15 protein-coding genes are annotated in these 14,330 nt (G+C 72.3%); 10 read left to right on the top strand and 5 right to left on the bottom strand.

Going from position 1 to position 14,330, the window contains the following annotated elements:
* The first annotated feature begins 147 nt into the window (after positions 1-147).
* The 7 genes from BS80_RS15705 (at position 148) to BS80_RS15675 (ending at position 6,928) form a co-directional block, all read left to right on the top strand.
* A complete protein-coding gene (locus BS80_RS15705) occupies positions 148-525 on the top strand; it encodes a F0F1 ATP synthase subunit epsilon (RefSeq protein ID WP_035797936.1) in 378 nt (125 codons plus the stop codon).
* 184 nt (positions 526-709) lie between these two features.
* Positions 710-1,210 carry a DUF2550 domain-containing protein gene (locus BS80_RS15700; protein WP_035797934.1) on the top strand — a complete coding sequence of 167 codons (501 nt, stop codon included), beginning with the start codon at positions 710-712 and terminating at the stop codon, positions 1,208-1,210.
* A gap of 258 nt (positions 1,211-1,468) precedes the next feature.
* The gene (locus tag BS80_RS15695; protein ID WP_035801349.1) at positions 1,469-2,104 is read left to right on the top strand and encodes a Uma2 family endonuclease; all 636 of its coding nucleotides are present in this window, start codon (positions 1,469-1,471) and stop codon (positions 2,102-2,104) included.
* A gap of 14 nt (positions 2,105-2,118) precedes the next feature.
* Complete coding sequence (locus tag BS80_RS15690) at positions 2,119-2,691, top strand: cob(I)yrinic acid a,c-diamide adenosyltransferase (protein ID WP_035797933.1); 573 nt, start codon at positions 2,119-2,121, stop codon at positions 2,689-2,691.
* A 168-nt stretch (positions 2,692-2,859) separates the two neighbouring features.
* On the top strand, positions 2,860-3,729 hold the full coding sequence (locus BS80_RS15685) for a 3-hydroxyacyl-CoA dehydrogenase family protein (protein WP_035797931.1): 870 nt from the start codon (positions 2,860-2,862) through the stop codon (positions 3,727-3,729).
* Positions 3,730-4,018: 289 nt separating this feature from the next.
* Positions 4,019-4,402, top strand: coding sequence for an STAS domain-containing protein (locus BS80_RS15680; RefSeq protein WP_051967104.1), 384 nt, complete (start codon positions 4,019-4,021; stop codon positions 4,400-4,402).
* Positions 4,403-4,600: 198 nt separating this feature from the next.
* Positions 4,601-6,928 carry an ATP-binding protein gene (locus BS80_RS15675; RefSeq protein WP_157536298.1) on the top strand — a complete coding sequence of 776 codons (2,328 nt, stop codon included), beginning with the start codon at positions 4,601-4,603 and terminating at the stop codon, positions 6,926-6,928.
* Between the two features lie 4 nt (positions 6,929-6,932).
* Here the strand turns inward: BS80_RS15675 and nucS are convergent, their stop codons facing one another.
* Entirely contained in the window at positions 6,933-7,592 is a 660-nt protein-coding gene (gene nucS, locus BS80_RS15670) for an endonuclease NucS (protein WP_035797930.1), read from the bottom strand.
* A 673-nt stretch (positions 7,593-8,265) separates the two neighbouring features.
* On the opposite strand from nucS, the gene BS80_RS15665 reads away from it, so the two are divergent.
* On the top strand, positions 8,266-8,658 hold the full coding sequence (locus BS80_RS15665) for an SCO5389 family protein (RefSeq protein ID WP_035797929.1): 393 nt from the start codon (positions 8,266-8,268) through the stop codon (positions 8,656-8,658).
* Between the two features lie 53 nt (positions 8,659-8,711).
* Here BS80_RS15665 and BS80_RS15660 read toward each other — a convergent pair whose 3' ends face one another.
* Positions 8,712-9,848 (bottom strand): LLM class flavin-dependent oxidoreductase, encoded by a 1,137-nt coding sequence (locus BS80_RS15660; RefSeq protein WP_035801341.1) that lies wholly within the window; start codon positions 9,846-9,848, stop codon positions 8,712-8,714.
* Positions 9,849-10,263: 415 nt separating this feature from the next.
* Here BS80_RS15660 and BS80_RS15655 point away from each other — a divergent pair, with 415 nt between their 5' ends.
* Positions 10,264-10,581, top strand: a complete 318-nt coding sequence (locus BS80_RS15655; protein ID WP_035797926.1) for a hypothetical protein — start codon at positions 10,264-10,266, stop codon at positions 10,579-10,581.
* 53 nt (positions 10,582-10,634) lie between these two features.
* Here BS80_RS15655 and BS80_RS15650 read toward each other — a convergent pair whose 3' ends face one another.
* Both BS80_RS15650 and BS80_RS15645 read right to left on the bottom strand, forming a co-directional pair.
* Complete coding sequence (locus BS80_RS15650; protein ID WP_035797925.1) at positions 10,635-11,402, bottom strand: ABC transporter permease; 768 nt, start codon at positions 11,400-11,402, stop codon at positions 10,635-10,637.
* 1 nt (position 11,403) lies between these two features.
* The gene (locus BS80_RS15645) at positions 11,404-12,414 is read right to left on the bottom strand and encodes an ABC transporter ATP-binding protein (protein WP_035797923.1); all 1,011 of its coding nucleotides are present in this window, start codon (positions 12,412-12,414) and stop codon (positions 11,404-11,406) included.
* Positions 12,415-12,507: 93 nt separating this feature from the next.
* Here BS80_RS15645 and BS80_RS15640 point away from each other — a divergent pair, with 93 nt between their 5' ends.
* On the top strand, positions 12,508-13,287 hold the full coding sequence (locus BS80_RS15640; protein WP_035797921.1) for an alpha/beta fold hydrolase: 780 nt from the start codon (positions 12,508-12,510) through the stop codon (positions 13,285-13,287).
* Positions 13,288-13,341: 54 nt separating this feature from the next.
* Here BS80_RS15640 and BS80_RS15635 read toward each other — a convergent pair whose 3' ends face one another.
* Positions 13,342-14,271: a coiled-coil domain-containing protein gene (locus BS80_RS15635; protein WP_035797918.1), complete on the bottom strand. Its 930-nt coding sequence runs from the start codon at positions 14,269-14,271 to the stop codon at positions 13,342-13,344.
* Between the last annotated feature and the right edge of the window lie 59 nt (positions 14,272-14,330).

The following is a 14,330-nucleotide window of genomic DNA, read 5'->3' as shown; positions in this document are numbered from 1 at the left end:
CCCCAACCCTGGGGGCCACCCTTCGTGGCACGGTGGCTGTGATTCCGGTCATCTCCGCGCTCTTGGTTTCATCTCCGGGGTGCGGGCCCGTTATTCTTACCGAAACTGCCGAGGTACTCGATGGTTTCAAGAGCTTAGGAGCCCACGTTGGCTGAGCTGCACGTCGAGCTGGTCGCAGCCGACCGCAAGGTGTGGTCCGGTGCGGCCACCATCGTCGTCGCCCGTACGGCTTCCGGTGACGTCGGCATCATGCCGGGCCACACCCCGGTGCTGAGCGTGCTGGAGTCCGGCCCGGTCACCATCCGCACCACCGATGGCGGCACCGTCATCGCTGCCGTGCACGGTGGCTTCATCTCGTTCGCGGACAACAAGGTGTCCCTCCTCGCGGAGATCGCCGAGCTCGCGGACGAGATCGATGTGACCCGCGCCGAGCGCGCGCTGGAGCTCGCCAACAGCGAGAGCGATGCGCACGCCGGACGCCGCGCCGAGGTCCGCCTCGTCGCCGCGGGCCGCAAGGTCGCCTGAACGACAACGCTTCACGATCCGGTCGCCGGGTCGGACGGTCCCGGGGACGCGCGAGCGTGACCCCGGGACCGTCGTATCAGTTGGTAGGGACAGACCGGTCGTTCGATACGACTGACCGGCAACGGGGAATGCGGTGCTCGCCGGACGGGGAGCGCGGCGCGCGTCAGCGAGGAGGTCGGTGAGCATGGTCCTCGCCCTTGTGGTGTGCGCCGCGGTCGTAGCCCTGGCGGTGATCGGCCTGGTGGTGTTCGCGGTGCGACGCCGGATCATCCAGCGGGTCGGCGGCACGTTCGACTGCAGTTACCGGCTCAAAATGCCGGCGGACGCCTCCACCACACCCGATCTCGACGAGAACGGACAGCCCACCTCAGCCCCGGTCCCCGCGACCGACGGCAAGGGGTGGGTTTTTGGTATCGGCCGCTACAGCGGCGACCACATCGAGTGGTTCCGGGTGTTCTCCTACGCCCCCCGCCCGCGCAAGGTCCTGCCGCGCCGCGAGATCGAGGTCCTGGGCCGCCGCTACCCCGAGGGCCAGGAGGAGCTCGCCCTCCTCTCCGGCTCGGTCGTCCTGCGCTGCCTCCACAACGGCGCCCCCCTGGAACTCGCGATGAGCGACGACGCCCTCACCGGCTTCCTCGCCTGGCTGGAAGCCGCACCCCCCGGGCAGAGGGTCAACGTCGCGTAGCGGCGAGACCCTCGGGGTGGGGGTCCCCCCGGCCGGAGGCTGGGGGATGGTCAACGTCGCGTAGCGGCGAGACCCTCGGGGTGGGGGTCCCCCCGGCCGGAGGCTGGGGGATGGTCAACGTCGCGTAGGAGTGATCATCCGTTCGGGTGGGCGGAGGTCGTTTTCCTGCGTATGCGCAGAGTGTCTCCGTAGCGTGTGCCGCGTTGGTTGTGGCCAACCGTGCTGCCGCCCACACTGGACGGAGGAGGTGTGTTCTTGATGACCGCTGTCGCGTCTGAACCCGAGCTCGACCTCGGCCTCGACGAGGGGCCCAGCCTGGACGAGGTCCTGTGGCAGGCCTGGCTCGCACTCGAACTCCCCGAGGGCTACCACGCCGAAATCGTCGAGGGGCTCATCGAAGTGTCACCCACTGGACGTCTCAGCCATGGCCAGGCCTCCGGCAGGCTTCGCCGAGCCCTGGACGCCTACCTGTCAGGCAGCGGTCGTTGTGCGCACAACGACATCAATGTGTTGCACGGCCAGAAGATCTTCATCCCGGACCTCTTCGTCGGTCCTGAGGATCTGGACGACATCGCGTCTCCCGAGGGCATGGGCGTTGAAGCCGTTCGCGTGGAATTGGTCGCCGAGGTGGTGTCCCCTGGACGGGACGCGCGCGAGCGTGGCCTCGAACGCAAGCGCCGCGCCTACGCGCGGGCCGGCATCCCGGTCTACGTCGTCATCGACGACTTCGACGGCGTCGGCCACGTCACCGTGCTGACCAAGCCCGTCCCCACGAAGGCCATCTACGAGGCCTCCGTCCGCGTTCCCTACGGCACCGAGGTCACCATCGCCGAGGGTCCCGCGAAGGGGTTTGTGATCGGCGTCTCGATCACCGGTAAGCCGCGTGAGGTCTGAGTAGGCTGCACCGCATGGTCAACCTCACCCGCATCTACACCCGTACCGGCGACGACGGCACCACCGCGCTCGGTGACATGAGCCGTACGACGAAGACCGATCCCCGGCTGATCGCCTATGCGGACAGCAACGAGGCCAACGCGGCGATCGGGGTCGCGATCGCGGCCGGTGCGCTGCCGGCGGATGTCTCCGTGGTGCTGACGCGGATTCAGAACGACCTCTTCGACGTCGGCGCGGACCTCGCCACCCCGGTCGTCGAGGACCCCAAGTACCCGCCGCTGCGCGTGTTGCAGAGCTACATCGACCGGCTGGAAGCCGACTGCGACCACTACCTGGAGCAGTTGGAGAAGCTGCGCAGCTTCATCCTCCCGGGCGGCACCGCGGGCGCCGCGTACCTGCACCTGGCCTGCACGGTGGTGCGCCGGGCCGAGCGGTCCACCTGGGCGGCGATCGAGGAGCACGGGGACAGCGTCAACCCGCTGACCGCGAAGTACCTCAACCGGCTCTCCGACCTCCTCTTCATCCTGGCCCGCGCGGCCAACAAGGAGCGGGGCGACGTGCTCTGGGTGCCGGGCGAGAACCGCTGAGGGCCCTACCCGCCGCCCAAACCGGTCTCCCGGCCGACGCAGATCACACCCGCGGGTAGTCCCATGCGGCGGCCCGGGGCACTACAGTCCGAGCGGTGAGCGGCGCGGCTCCGGCGGGTGATCCCTGCCCTGAGCCGGCCTCAGGAGCAGGATGCCGGGAGAGCAGCCATGAGCAACGTACCCACTCAGCCTCAGCAGATCGCCGTGATCGGCGCCGGACTCATGGGCGCGGGCATCGCCCAGGTGTCCGCGCAGGCCGGCCACCCGGTGGTGCTTCGGGACGTCACGGAGCAGGCGCTGCAGCGGGGGATGGACGGCATCAAGGCCAGCTACGAGAAGTTCGTCTCCAAGGGCCGGCTGACCGCGGACGAGGCGACGGCGGCGCTGGGCCGGATCACCACCACCACGGACCTGGGCGCGGTCTCCGGGGCCGACCTGGTGATCGAGGCGGTCTTCGAGCGCCTGGACGTCAAGGAAGGCGTCTTCCGCGAGCTCGACAAGCTCGCCAAGGACGGCGCGGTGCTGGCCAGCAACACCTCCGCCATCCCGATCACCCGGATCGCCGCCGCCACCGAGCGGCCGGAGAGCGTGGTCGGCGTGCACTTCTTCTCCCCGGTGCCGCTGATGAAGCTGGTCGAGCTGGTGCGCGGCTACAAGACCGGTGACGAGGCGCTCGCCACCGCCCGCGCCTTCGCCGAGGGCGTGGGCAAGGAGGTTGTCGTGGTCAACCGCGACGTGGCCGGCTTCATCACCACCCGCCTGATCACCGCGCTGGTGGTGGAGGCCGCGAAGCTCTACGAGTCCGGCGTGGCCACCGCCGAGGACATCGACACCGCCTGCCGGCTCGGTTTCGGCCACCCGATGGGTCCGCTGCAGACCGCCGACATGACCGGTGTCGACATCCTGCTGCACGCCGCGCACAACATCTACGAGGAGACCAAGGACGAGAAGTTCGCGGCTCCCGAGGTGATGGCCCGGATGGTCACCGCCGGCGACCTCGGCCGTAAGAGCGGCCGCGGTTTCTACCCGTACAGCTGACCCCCGGCCCGGGTGAGCTTGCTCACGACGCTGCCGCAGATGGGTGATTTGCGCGGTAATCGAGCGTGAGGACCAAGGGGTACTGCGTATATTCCCTCGGACGAGTGAAGTTGCTTCCGGATCCGAGCGGGAGCAGAACCTGGGCCGCTGGTCCGGCGTCAGATGGTTGGGGAGCCGTCCGCCGGGACCGGTGGCCCGCATGGGGTGCCCTGTCGAACTGTCCTGATGGCCGGACGAGGTGATGAGGTCCCGACGACCCGTGGAGGAGGACAGCGTGCGCATCTCTGAGATCCGGCCCTGCACGGGCGGGCATCCGGGCGGGCACCCCGGCGCGTACACGGTCCTGGCGGTCGAGGGCCGGTTGGACGTCCGGACCGCCGCCGACGCGCGGGCCCGGCTGCACCAGGCGGTCGACGGCGGCGCCGGTGACCTGGTGCTGGACCTCGTGGGCCTGGAGTTCTGGGACGCCACCGGGCTCGGCGTGATCATGGGGACGCACCGGCGGGCCGGGCGGCTCGGGCGGCGGCTGGTGCTGCGTTCGGTGCCCGCGCAGTTGCAACGGCTGCTGGTGGCGACCCGGCTGCACCGGATCCTGGCCGTCGAGGGAGTGGTGGCCGAGCCGTTGGGCGCCACGCTCTCCGGCGCGGTAGGGCCGTCGTTGGCCGTGCAGTAGCCGGCTGTGCGGTCCGTGGCGGTGCCGTCGCACTGAGTCCGCGTTCCGGCGCGGGGGGCACCGCGGCTGCACGGCGGGGCATGAGTGTGCGAGAGTCTGCCTCCAACGGCCGTCGAGCGCACTCCTGTGCCCGCGGTCCGGTCGGTCAAGCAGCCCGGCGGCCTCCGGTCGCGCGGTGGAGCACAGGCGGAGCGAATCGTGGCACAGCCATCCGGTGATTTCAGTCAGGAGAACCTGCGCGTTCGAGCCGGGACGCTGGTCTCCGGGCGCCACCTGGTGACCGTCGGCGGGCCGGACGGGTCGGACGTCCAGCCGTGCCCGCCCGAACGGCGGCCCGGGGTCCAGTTGTTGGCCGCCGACGCGCAGCGTCAGGGCGGTCGCACCGCGCTCGGCCCGGGGCCCAGCCCGGCGGTCGGCCCGCTGGCGATGGGCGCGGGACCGGGTGACCTTCCGCTGCTCGACCGCGAGGCAGAGGTTGCCCAGTTGCTCGGCAAGCTCGCCGAGGGCCGCTCGATCCGGTTGATCGGAGAGCAGGGCTCTGGTTGCAGTGCACTGCTCTCGGCCGTCGTCGAGGCCGCGGGCGACCTCGCGCCGCACGGTGTGGTCCAGCTCTGCGGCCACCGCAGGACCGCGGGCGACCTGCTCCAGGACCTCTTCGCGGCCACCCACTGGGCTCCGGGCTTCCGTCCCGACCGGGAGCAACTGCCGTCCCTGCTGGCCCAGGTGGGCGCCATCGTGGTGATCGACGAGGTGCAGCCGGACGGCGCCGAGCTGGAGGAGCTGCTGGCCACCGCGCCGGAGTGCGCCTTCCTGATATCGGTGGCGGCCGGCTCCGGCGGCGTGCTGCCGGTCGGCTCCCGGCTGGAGGACCATGCGGTCGGCGGCCTCTCCCGGCCCGCCTGCCTCGCGCTCACCGCCCGGTTGGCGGGCCGGCCGCTGGACGACGCCGAGCGCGCCTGGGCGGTCGACCTCTGGTTCGAGTCGGAGGGCCTGCCACTGCGATTCGTCCAGGCGGCGGCCCTGCTGCGGCAGCGCGACGTCGAGGTGGACGCGCTGATCGCCGCGGAGGAGGACCAGCACAGCGTCTTCGGCCGCCCGGACGACGAGCCCGCCGACGCCGACCCGGCCGTCCGGGAGGGCGAGCTGCGAGCGGCCCTGCCGCTGCCCTCGCTGGCCGAGAGCGCCGCTCCGGCCTCCCGGTTGGCCGAGGGGCTCAGTGAGCCCGCACAGGCCGTTCTGCGGCTCTCACTGGCCCTCGGCGGGGAGTGTCCGACCGCGCCGCACCTGCCGGCCCTGATCGAGGTCGACCACGGCGAGAGCGCGCTGCGTGAGCTGGCCGACCGCGGCCTCGCCGAGTCGATCGGCGGTCACCACCGGCTCACCGCCGGTGTGTTGGAGGCGCTGGCCGCGCAGTGGCCGCCGCAGAACAGCGTGCACGGCGCGGCCCGGCACTTCTCCTGGTGGGTCGGCCACGGCTCGGTGACCACCCAGCAGATCGCCGCCGAGGCCGAGGTGGTGGTCGGCGCGCTGGAGGCCGACCGCGCCGCGGGCCGGACGGACGCGGTGCTGCGGCTGGCCCGGGCGGCCGCCCCCGCGCTGGCGCTGACGCTGCGCTGGGGCGCCTGGCGGCAGGTGCTGGAGCTGGGCCTCGCGGTGGCCCGGCGCAGTGGTCAGCAGCGCGACGAGGCCTGGTTCCAGCACGAGTCGGGGGTGCACTGGCTGTGCGTCGGCGCGCCGGACCGGGCGCGGGCCGCGCTGCAGGCCGCCTGGGCGCTGCGGACCGAGCTGGCGGACGTCCGGGGCGCGGCCGCGACCCGGCGGCTGCTGACGCTGCTGGACGACGAGGCGCGCCCGCCGGCCGCCACGGAGGCCGAGACCCAGCTGGTGCGACGGCCCGTCATCCGGGTACTGGCGGCGCGCTCGCTGCGCTCGGCGCGGGTGCCGGTGAGCGCGGTGCGCGCGGTGCGCGGCTGGTCGCGACGGAGCCTGCTGCTGGCCTCGGGCGGGCTGCTGGTGCTGGGGGTGCTGGGCACCGGGGTCGGGCTGAGCGTCGCGGGGACCGACGGGAGCGGGCCGGCCCCGGTCCAGCCGAGCGGATCCTCCGACGGCACCGGACTGACCGGCGGCGCGGGCCTCGGCGGCAGCGGCAGCCCGTCGGGCGGGTCCTCCGCCACCGCGTCCGCCACGACGACCGCGAGCGCGAGCGCGACTGCGAGCGGCGCTGTCGTGGCCACCGCCACCCCGAGCGCGAGTCCCAGCGCGAGCACCACGCGCGGCTCCGGTCGGCACACGACCGCGCCCAGCAGCAGCGCCGCGACGACGGACGCGCCGACCACCGACACCCCGCCCGCGCCCGGCCAGACCACCGGCGCGCCGGCCCCGACCCAGAGCAGCAACTCCCCGGCCCCGACCACCGCCAAGCCGACGACCGCGCCCCCGACGCCTTCCCCCACGCTCACGACCGCGTCCCCGACGACCCCGGCGCCGACCGCCAGTACGACCACCGCCGCGCCGGTGAGCCCCTAGGCTCCTAGAACAGCTTCAGCTTGTCCCCGTCGATGCCGCGAAGCTCGTCGTAGTCCAGTACCAGGCAGCCGATGCCGCGGTCGGTGGCCAGCACCCGGGCCTGCGGCTTGATCTCCTGGGCGGCGAAAACGCCCTTCACCGGGGCGAGCAGCGGGTCGCGGTTGAGGAGTTCGAGGTAGCGGGTGAGCTGCTCGACGCCGTCGATCTCGCCGCGGCGCTTGATCTCGACCGCCACCGTGCCGCCGTCGGCGTCCCGGCACAGGATGTCCACCGGGCCGATGGGGGTGGGGTATTCGCGGCGGACCAGCGACCAGCCGGTGCCCAGCACCTCCATCCGGTCGGCCAGCAGCTCCTGGAGGTGCGACTCGACGCCGTCCTTGATCAGGCCGGGGTCGACGCCGAGCTCGTGCGAGGAGTCGTGCAGCACCTCCTCCAGCGTGATGATCAGCTTCTCACCGGCCTTGTTCACCACGGTCCAGGTGCCGTCGCCCTGCTTGAGGGTGCAGGGCGGTGACATCCAGTTGAGCGGCTTGTAGGCACGGTCGTCGGCATGGATGCTGACGCTCCCGTCGGCCTTCACCAGGATGAGCCTGGTGGCGGACGGGAGGTGGGCGGAGAGCCGACCGGCGTAGTCGACTGAACAACGGGCGATGACGAGACGCATGGGGGCAAGCCTAGGCGCTCCCGGAGGCCGCCCGAGCCCGGTCACGCAAGGTGAGTGGACGCGGACAGGTGGTGGGTTGGCATGCGCAGCACACCGGCGCTCCGGGGTGAGATTCCCGGCGTCCTGGGCCCGGCGGGGGAGACGCACGGTCGGGACCGCGGTCCGGCGGAGGCCAATTGCTGCGAGTCGCCACCAGAGGTGCGCCCGCGCGCGCAGAGCGGCGAACTATGGGGAGTCGGCAGCCGCTCACTCCCGCAGTCTGGCGCCTGCGCGCACGGACCGCTACGTTGGGTGACGTTTGAGGGCTACCGGGGTAGTCAACGGGGATGGAGACTCACGATGAACAGTCCGACTGGTTTCCGGCCAATCTGGTCGCGCAGACGGCGGTTTCAGCGGGAATAGCAGCATTTGGCAGCCCTGCTGAGACGAGGCTGCCACTCTGGTCGAGCCGCACGGCGCCGGGGTCGCCGCGCGGACACCTCCGCCCCCCGCCGGGTCCGACCGGCAACCTCCGGGGCCGAGTTCGGCCGTGCCACGGCACGGACCGCACCCGCCCCGGATCCGACTGAGCACCACGGCACTTCATGGCACGACCTTGTTCGACACGGCACCATCCGCACAACGCACGACCATCCGAGCGGACCCGCACGGGTGGACCGCGAGAGGAGAACCCATGTCGCTCGACGTCTCACCGGCCCTATTGGAGAAGGCCGAGCGAGGCGACGTCGACGAGCGGGAGTTCGTCGACTGCGTCCGTACGTCCCTGCCTTACGCCTGGGACCTGATCAGTTCGCTGGTGGCCCGGATGGGGGTCGACGGCACCGACTTCGCCGACAACCATGTGCCGCCGCCCAGTGAGCAGGAGCGCGGCCAGCTGTTGCGCGCCCTGGCGAGCGACGCGATCCGGGGGGCCCTGCAGCGGCACTTCGGCGTGCGGCTGGCCTTTCAGAACTGCCACCGGGTGGCGGTCTTCGCCCCGGTGGAGGACACCGAGGAGCGCTACCGGCGTTTCACCTCCGTCCGCGCCCAACTGCTCAACCAGTCCGAGGAACTGCGCGACTGTTGAGACGTCCTGCGGTCGGCCCCGCTGGCCGGGGCCGACCGCAGTGGCGGGCGGCCTCAGGTCAGCTGGGGCAGCACCTCGGCGCCGAGCCGGGCGATGTTGTGCAGGGTCGCCTCGCGGTCACCGGAACCCTCGGCGAGCAGCGCGAAGCGCCGGATGCCGGTCCGCTCGGCGGTGGCCAGCAACCGGTCCGCGCACTGCCGCGCGGTCCCCACCGCATGCAGGTCGCAGAGCAGTTCGGTGTACGCGTACGGGTCGCGCATCTTGCGCTCCCGGCCGTCCACCGTGCGGTGCGCGCCGAGACCGTACTCGAACCACTCGGGCATCGCGCGCAGCAGCGTGGCCCGCGCCGCCGGCCCCCGGTCGGCGACCTGGCCGACGCCGGCCGCCACATGCTCGCGTTCCACCTGGACGAGCCGCTCCTCGCCTCGGCCGGCCGCCCGCCAGGCCGCCCGGTAGGCGGCCAGCATCTGCCGCTTGTCGTCGTCCCCCGAGTGCATGCCGAGCAGCATCGGGAGCCCGCGTTCGGCGGCCAGCGCGACGCTGGCCGGGGAGGTGCAGGCGACCACCACCGGCGGTCCGGCCGGCCCGGCCGCCGCGCCGCGCGCGAGGTCGGTCCGCTGCCGCGGGAACCGGGAGGTCGTACGGTCGTGCTGCAAGCCGAGCCAGTCGGAGAGTTCGGGTCCCGGCCGCCGCGCGGGCTCACTGGCCCGGGGCACCACGGCGACCTCGGGGAAGCTGAACTGCGGTCCGTCCGCCCGGACCCGGGAGTCGCGCAGCCAGCGCAGCAGCAGGTCGAGGCGCTCGGCGAAGCCCTCCTCGTACGCGGCGATGCCGCTGCCGAAGACCGCCAGGTCGATCCACGGCCCGCCGCGGCCGACCCCCAGCGTGAACCGTCCGCCGGAGGTGAGGTGCAGCAGCGCCGCCTGTTCGCCCAGGGACACCGGGTGCGTGGTGGACAGCACGCTGACCGCGGTGCCGATCCGGATCCGCCGGGTGCGGCCCAGCAGCAGGGCGGCCAGCGTGGCCGCGTCCGGGCAGACCCCGTACGGGACGAAGTGGTGCTCGGCCAGCCAGACCGCCTCCAGCCCGGCCCGCTCGGCCGCCATCGTGGCGTCCACGGTCCGCTCCAGCACCTCGCCGTGGCTCTGGCCGGGGAACTGTGCGGAGAGCAGGAAGGCGCCGACCCGGATGGCGTCCACGGCCGCCGGGTGGCTGCCACCGCGCTCGACGCTCGGGGTGATCGCCGGGTGGACCGTGGCCGGGACCATCGGTGGGAGCGCCGCCCCGCTCGGCATCGCGCCGGCCGCGCGCAGGGGCGGCCGGGCGGCGGCGTCGACGCGGGCGCTGGTGCTGGTCTTGGTCACGGGAAGTTCCTCCTCGGGTGCCGCGCAGGCTGTGCGAGCCCCGCCTTGTCACCACGTGACTAACCCATGTCATGTGCCAATGGCACGCGAATCCACGGATTTCCCGGGAGAAGGGGTGGTTGTGACGCAAAACGCCGGGGCGTGCGGCCGGGGCGTGGTAGAGGAGTTGTAGCGGGTTCGTCCGATCGGCCGGGACCGTACCCTGGATGCCGAACAAGCTCTACCGCCGAGAGGTGAACACGTGTCTCCCCGTCGCAACCGGATCAGCAGCCCCGACCACGGCGCCGAGCCGTCGGCCCCGCTGGGCGGTTCGCTGCGGCGCACCGAGGACTACCAGGGCGAGGAGTGGGTGGTGCAGACGGTGGCCGGGACGGCGGGCCGCTTCTACCGCTGCCCGGGCTGCGACCAGGAGATCCCGCCGGGCGTCGGCCACGTGGTGGCCTGGCCCTCGTACGGCGCGGGCGTCGACGACCGGCGGCACTGGCACCGGGCCTGCTGGGGTGCGCGCGAGCGGCGCAGCTCGGCGATCCAGCGTGGCCGCGGCGCCCCGAAGTACTGAAAGCCGAGCGGGGTCCCGGTCGGCGACCGGGACCCCGCGGATTCGGCGGACCGTCAGGCGTCGTGGTGCTTTAGCACCGCCGCGCCGCCGAGCAGCGCGGCCAGCGTCCAGGCGCCGCAGATGAAGAACCCGGCCAGCCAGCCGTAGGGCTCGCTCGGGGTGGGGAAGACCGTCAGCATCTGCTTGCCGGCGTAGTCGGGGAAGAAGTGCGCCACGTTCTTCACCTTGGGCACCGCCGAGAGGATCGGCGAGAGCAGGAAGAAGAACGGCACCAGCACGCCCAGCGCGAGCGTCTGGTTGTGCAGCATCGCGGTCACGCCCGCCGAGAAGAGGCAGAGCATCGTCAGGTAGACCGCTGCCCCGAACACCGCGCGCAACACGTTCGGCGCGCTCAGCGTGGTGTGGTGGTCGCCCAGCAGAGCCTGGCCGAGGAAGAACGTGACGAAGGCGGTCACCAGCGAGACCAGCAGCGCCAGCCCGCCGACCACCAGCGACTTGGCGGTCAGCAGCGTGCCGCGCTGCGGGACGGCGGCCAGCGAGACCCGGATCATCCGGCTGCTGTACTCGTTGCCGACCGCCAGCACGCCGAAGACGATCATCGCGATCTCGCCGAGCCCGATGCCGGCGAAGCTGGTGGTGGTGGCGTCGAAGGGGCTGTTGTCGTTCTTGGTGAAGTCGGCGAAGTTGTTCTTGGTGAGCAGCGAGATCAGCGCGCCGAGGCCGACCGTCACCACGAAGGTCAGCAGCAGGGTCCACACGGTGGACCGGACCGTGCGGATCTTCGTCCATTCGGACTGCAGGATCGCGGGAAATGAGCCCATCTCAGTTCGCACCCTTCTGCTTCTTCTGCCGCTTGTCGGCCGGCGGCTGCCAGCCCGCGCCCCAGGCCCCGGCGGCACCCGCCGCGTCCGTGACGACCTCGCCCGGCGCGACACCCGCGTGGTACTCGACCGAGTCGGCCGTCATCTGCATGAAGGCCTCCTCCAGTGAGGCGCGCTGCGGGCTCAGCTCGTGCAGCGTGACGCCGCTCGCGGCGGCCAGCTCGCCGATCTTGACGAGGTCGCCGTCGACCACCTCGTAGCTGCCCTCCGGTCCGGCCTCGGCGGTGATCGACTGGGTGGCCAGCGCGTCCAGCAGCTGTTCCGGGTGCGGGGTGCGGATCCGCACCGCGGACCGGGAGTTCTGCGCGATGAAGTCGGCCATCGAGAGGTCGGCGAGCAGCCGGCCGCGGCCGATCACCACCAGGTGCTCGGCGGTCAGCGCCATCTCGCTCATCAGGTGCGAGGAGACGAAGACCGTGCGGCCCTCGGCGGCCAGGCGCTTCATCAGGTTGCGGATCCACAGGATGCCCTCGGGGTCGAGCCCGTTGACCGGCTCGTCGAACATCAGGATCTCCGGGTCGCCCAGCAGCGCCGAGGCGATGCCGAGCCGCTGCCCCATGCCGAGCGAGAAGCCGCGGGCGCGTTTGCGGGCCACCTCGGTCAGGCCGACCAGGGCGAGCACCTCGTCCACCCGGCGGATCGGGATCCGGTTGCTCTGGGCCAGCCAGAGCAGGTGGTTGTAGGCGGTCCGCCCGGGATGCACCGCCTGGGCCTCCAGCAGGGCCCCGATGTACTTGAGCGGCTCGCTGAGCTGCCCGTAGTGCTTGCCGTCGATGGTGACCCGGCCGCTGGTGGGCCGGTCGAGGTCGAGGATCATCCGCATGGTGGTGGACTTGCCCGCTCCGTTGGGTCCGAGGAAGCCGGTGACGACCCCCTGCGGAACCTGAAAGCTCAGACCGTCCACCGCGGTCTTGTCCCCGTACCGCTTGGTCAGCTCGTGCAGTTCGATCATCGCTGCTCCCTGTCGGTCACTCTTCGTCAGGTTAGGACAGATCAGGCACCCGGGCTCGCTCTGTGCATCTCTTGGTGCCGCTACCTTGGGGCCATGACTGAGCTCTCGCTGCGGGAGAGCGGGACCGGCACCGCGCTGGTCCTGCTCCATGCCTTCCCACTCTCGGCCCGGATGTGGCAGGCCCAGCTCGACGGACTGCCGGGACCGGACGGTTCGGCGGCCCGGGTGCTGGCCCCCGACTTCCCCGGCTTCGGAGCCGGTGCTCCGTCAGCCGACCCGCCCTCGCTCGACCTGCTGGCCGACGGCGTCGCCCGGCTGCTGGACGACCGCGGGATCGACCGGGCGGTGGTCGGCGGGCTCTCGATGGGCGGCTACGTCGCGCTGGCGTTCGCCCGCCGCCACCCCGACCGGCTGCGCGGGTTGCTGCTGGCGGACACCAAGGCGAGCGCCGACACCGAGGCGGCCCGCGTCAACCGGGAGCGGATCGCCGCGGCGGTGCTGGCCCGGGACAGCGTCCGGTTGCTGGCGGAGGAGCGGCTGGAGAGCACGCTGCTCGGCCCGGCCGCCGCGCCGGAGCTGGTCGCGGCGGTGCGCGCGCTGATCGCGGCGGCCACCCCGGCCGGCGTCGCCTGGGCGCAGCGGGCGATGGCGGCCCGCCCGGACTCCTTCGAGGTGCTGGCCGGCCTGCGGGTTCCGGCGGCGGTGCTGGTGGGCGCGCAGGACGCGCTGACCCCGCCCGAGGACGCGCGCGCGATGGTCCGGGCGCTGCCGGACGCGCGGTTGACGGTCATCGAGGGCGCCGGCCACCTGAGCGCCCTGGAGGCCCCGCAGGCCTTCGACGCGGCCGTCCGGGAGCTGCTGCGCCGGGTGTGACCCGGACAGCGCGAAGGGCCCCCACCGAGTCGGCGGGGGCCCTTCGCGGGTGCGTCAGCGCGACTGCTGGGCGGGAACGCCCATGGCGTCGTCCGCCGGCAGCGAGGCGGCCGCCACGGCCGCGCCGGTCAGCGTGGCGAGCATCTCGCGCACGTTGGTCAGCTGGGCGTTGATGCTGTCGCGGCGGTTGGTGAGCGCCGCCAGCTCGCGCTCGGACTCGCTGCGGATCCGGTCGGCCTTGGCGTTCGCGTCGGCCACGATGTCCTCGGACTGGCGCTGGGCCGTCTCCACCGTCTGGCGGGCGCGGCGCTCGGCGTCGGTGCGCAGCTTCTCCGCCTCCAGGCGGAGCTGCTCGGCGCGGTGCTCGATCTCGGCCAGACGCTTCTCGGCCTTGGCCTGACGGGCCGCCAGGTCGCGCTCGGACTGCTCGCGACGCTTGGCCAGGTTGGTCTCGAACTCCAGCGCGGCCTGCGCGGCCTTGGTGCGGGTCTCCTCGAAGAGGGCGTCCGCCTCCTCGCGCTTGTTCTGGGCGTCCTTGTTGGCCTCGTTGCGCAGCTGGGCGCTGTCGCTCTTGGCCTTGTCGACGATCCGCAGACCCTCGTCCTCGGCCTTCGCCTTGCGGTCCTTGGCGTAGTTCTCCGCCTCGGAACGGACCTGCTGGGCGGCTGCCTCGGCCAGCTCGCGGTGCTGCTCGGCGGCGCGGTGGGCCTCCTCACGCAGGTCCTTCGCCTCCTCCTCGGCCAGCCGCAGGATCTTCTCGACGCGCGCACCGAGACCGGCGTACGAGGGCTCGGCGTCGCTGACCGCGGCCTGCGCGCTCTGCGTCTCCAGGTGGAGCTCCTCGATGCGCTTCTCCAGCGCGCCGATCCTGGTCAACGCGCTGTCACGGTCGGCCACCAGCTTGGTGATCCGCTCGTCTACCTGGGCACGCTCGTACCCACGGCGCACCAGGTCGAAGCCGTGAGGGGAGTGACTGTCGCTCATGGGGTTCTGGGCTTCCTGTCGTCAAACCGCTGAGGTGGTTGAGGGAATCCTGACACGTT

Origin of the sequence: Kitasatospora mediocidica KCTC 9733, from assembly GCF_000744225.1 — a bacterium.
Classification (GTDB): Bacteria; Actinomycetota; Actinomycetes; order Streptomycetales; family Streptomycetaceae; genus Kitasatospora; species Kitasatospora mediocidica.
The sequence above is the reverse complement of the archived record's forward strand: the minus strand, read 5'-3'. Positions and strand labels throughout refer to the sequence as shown.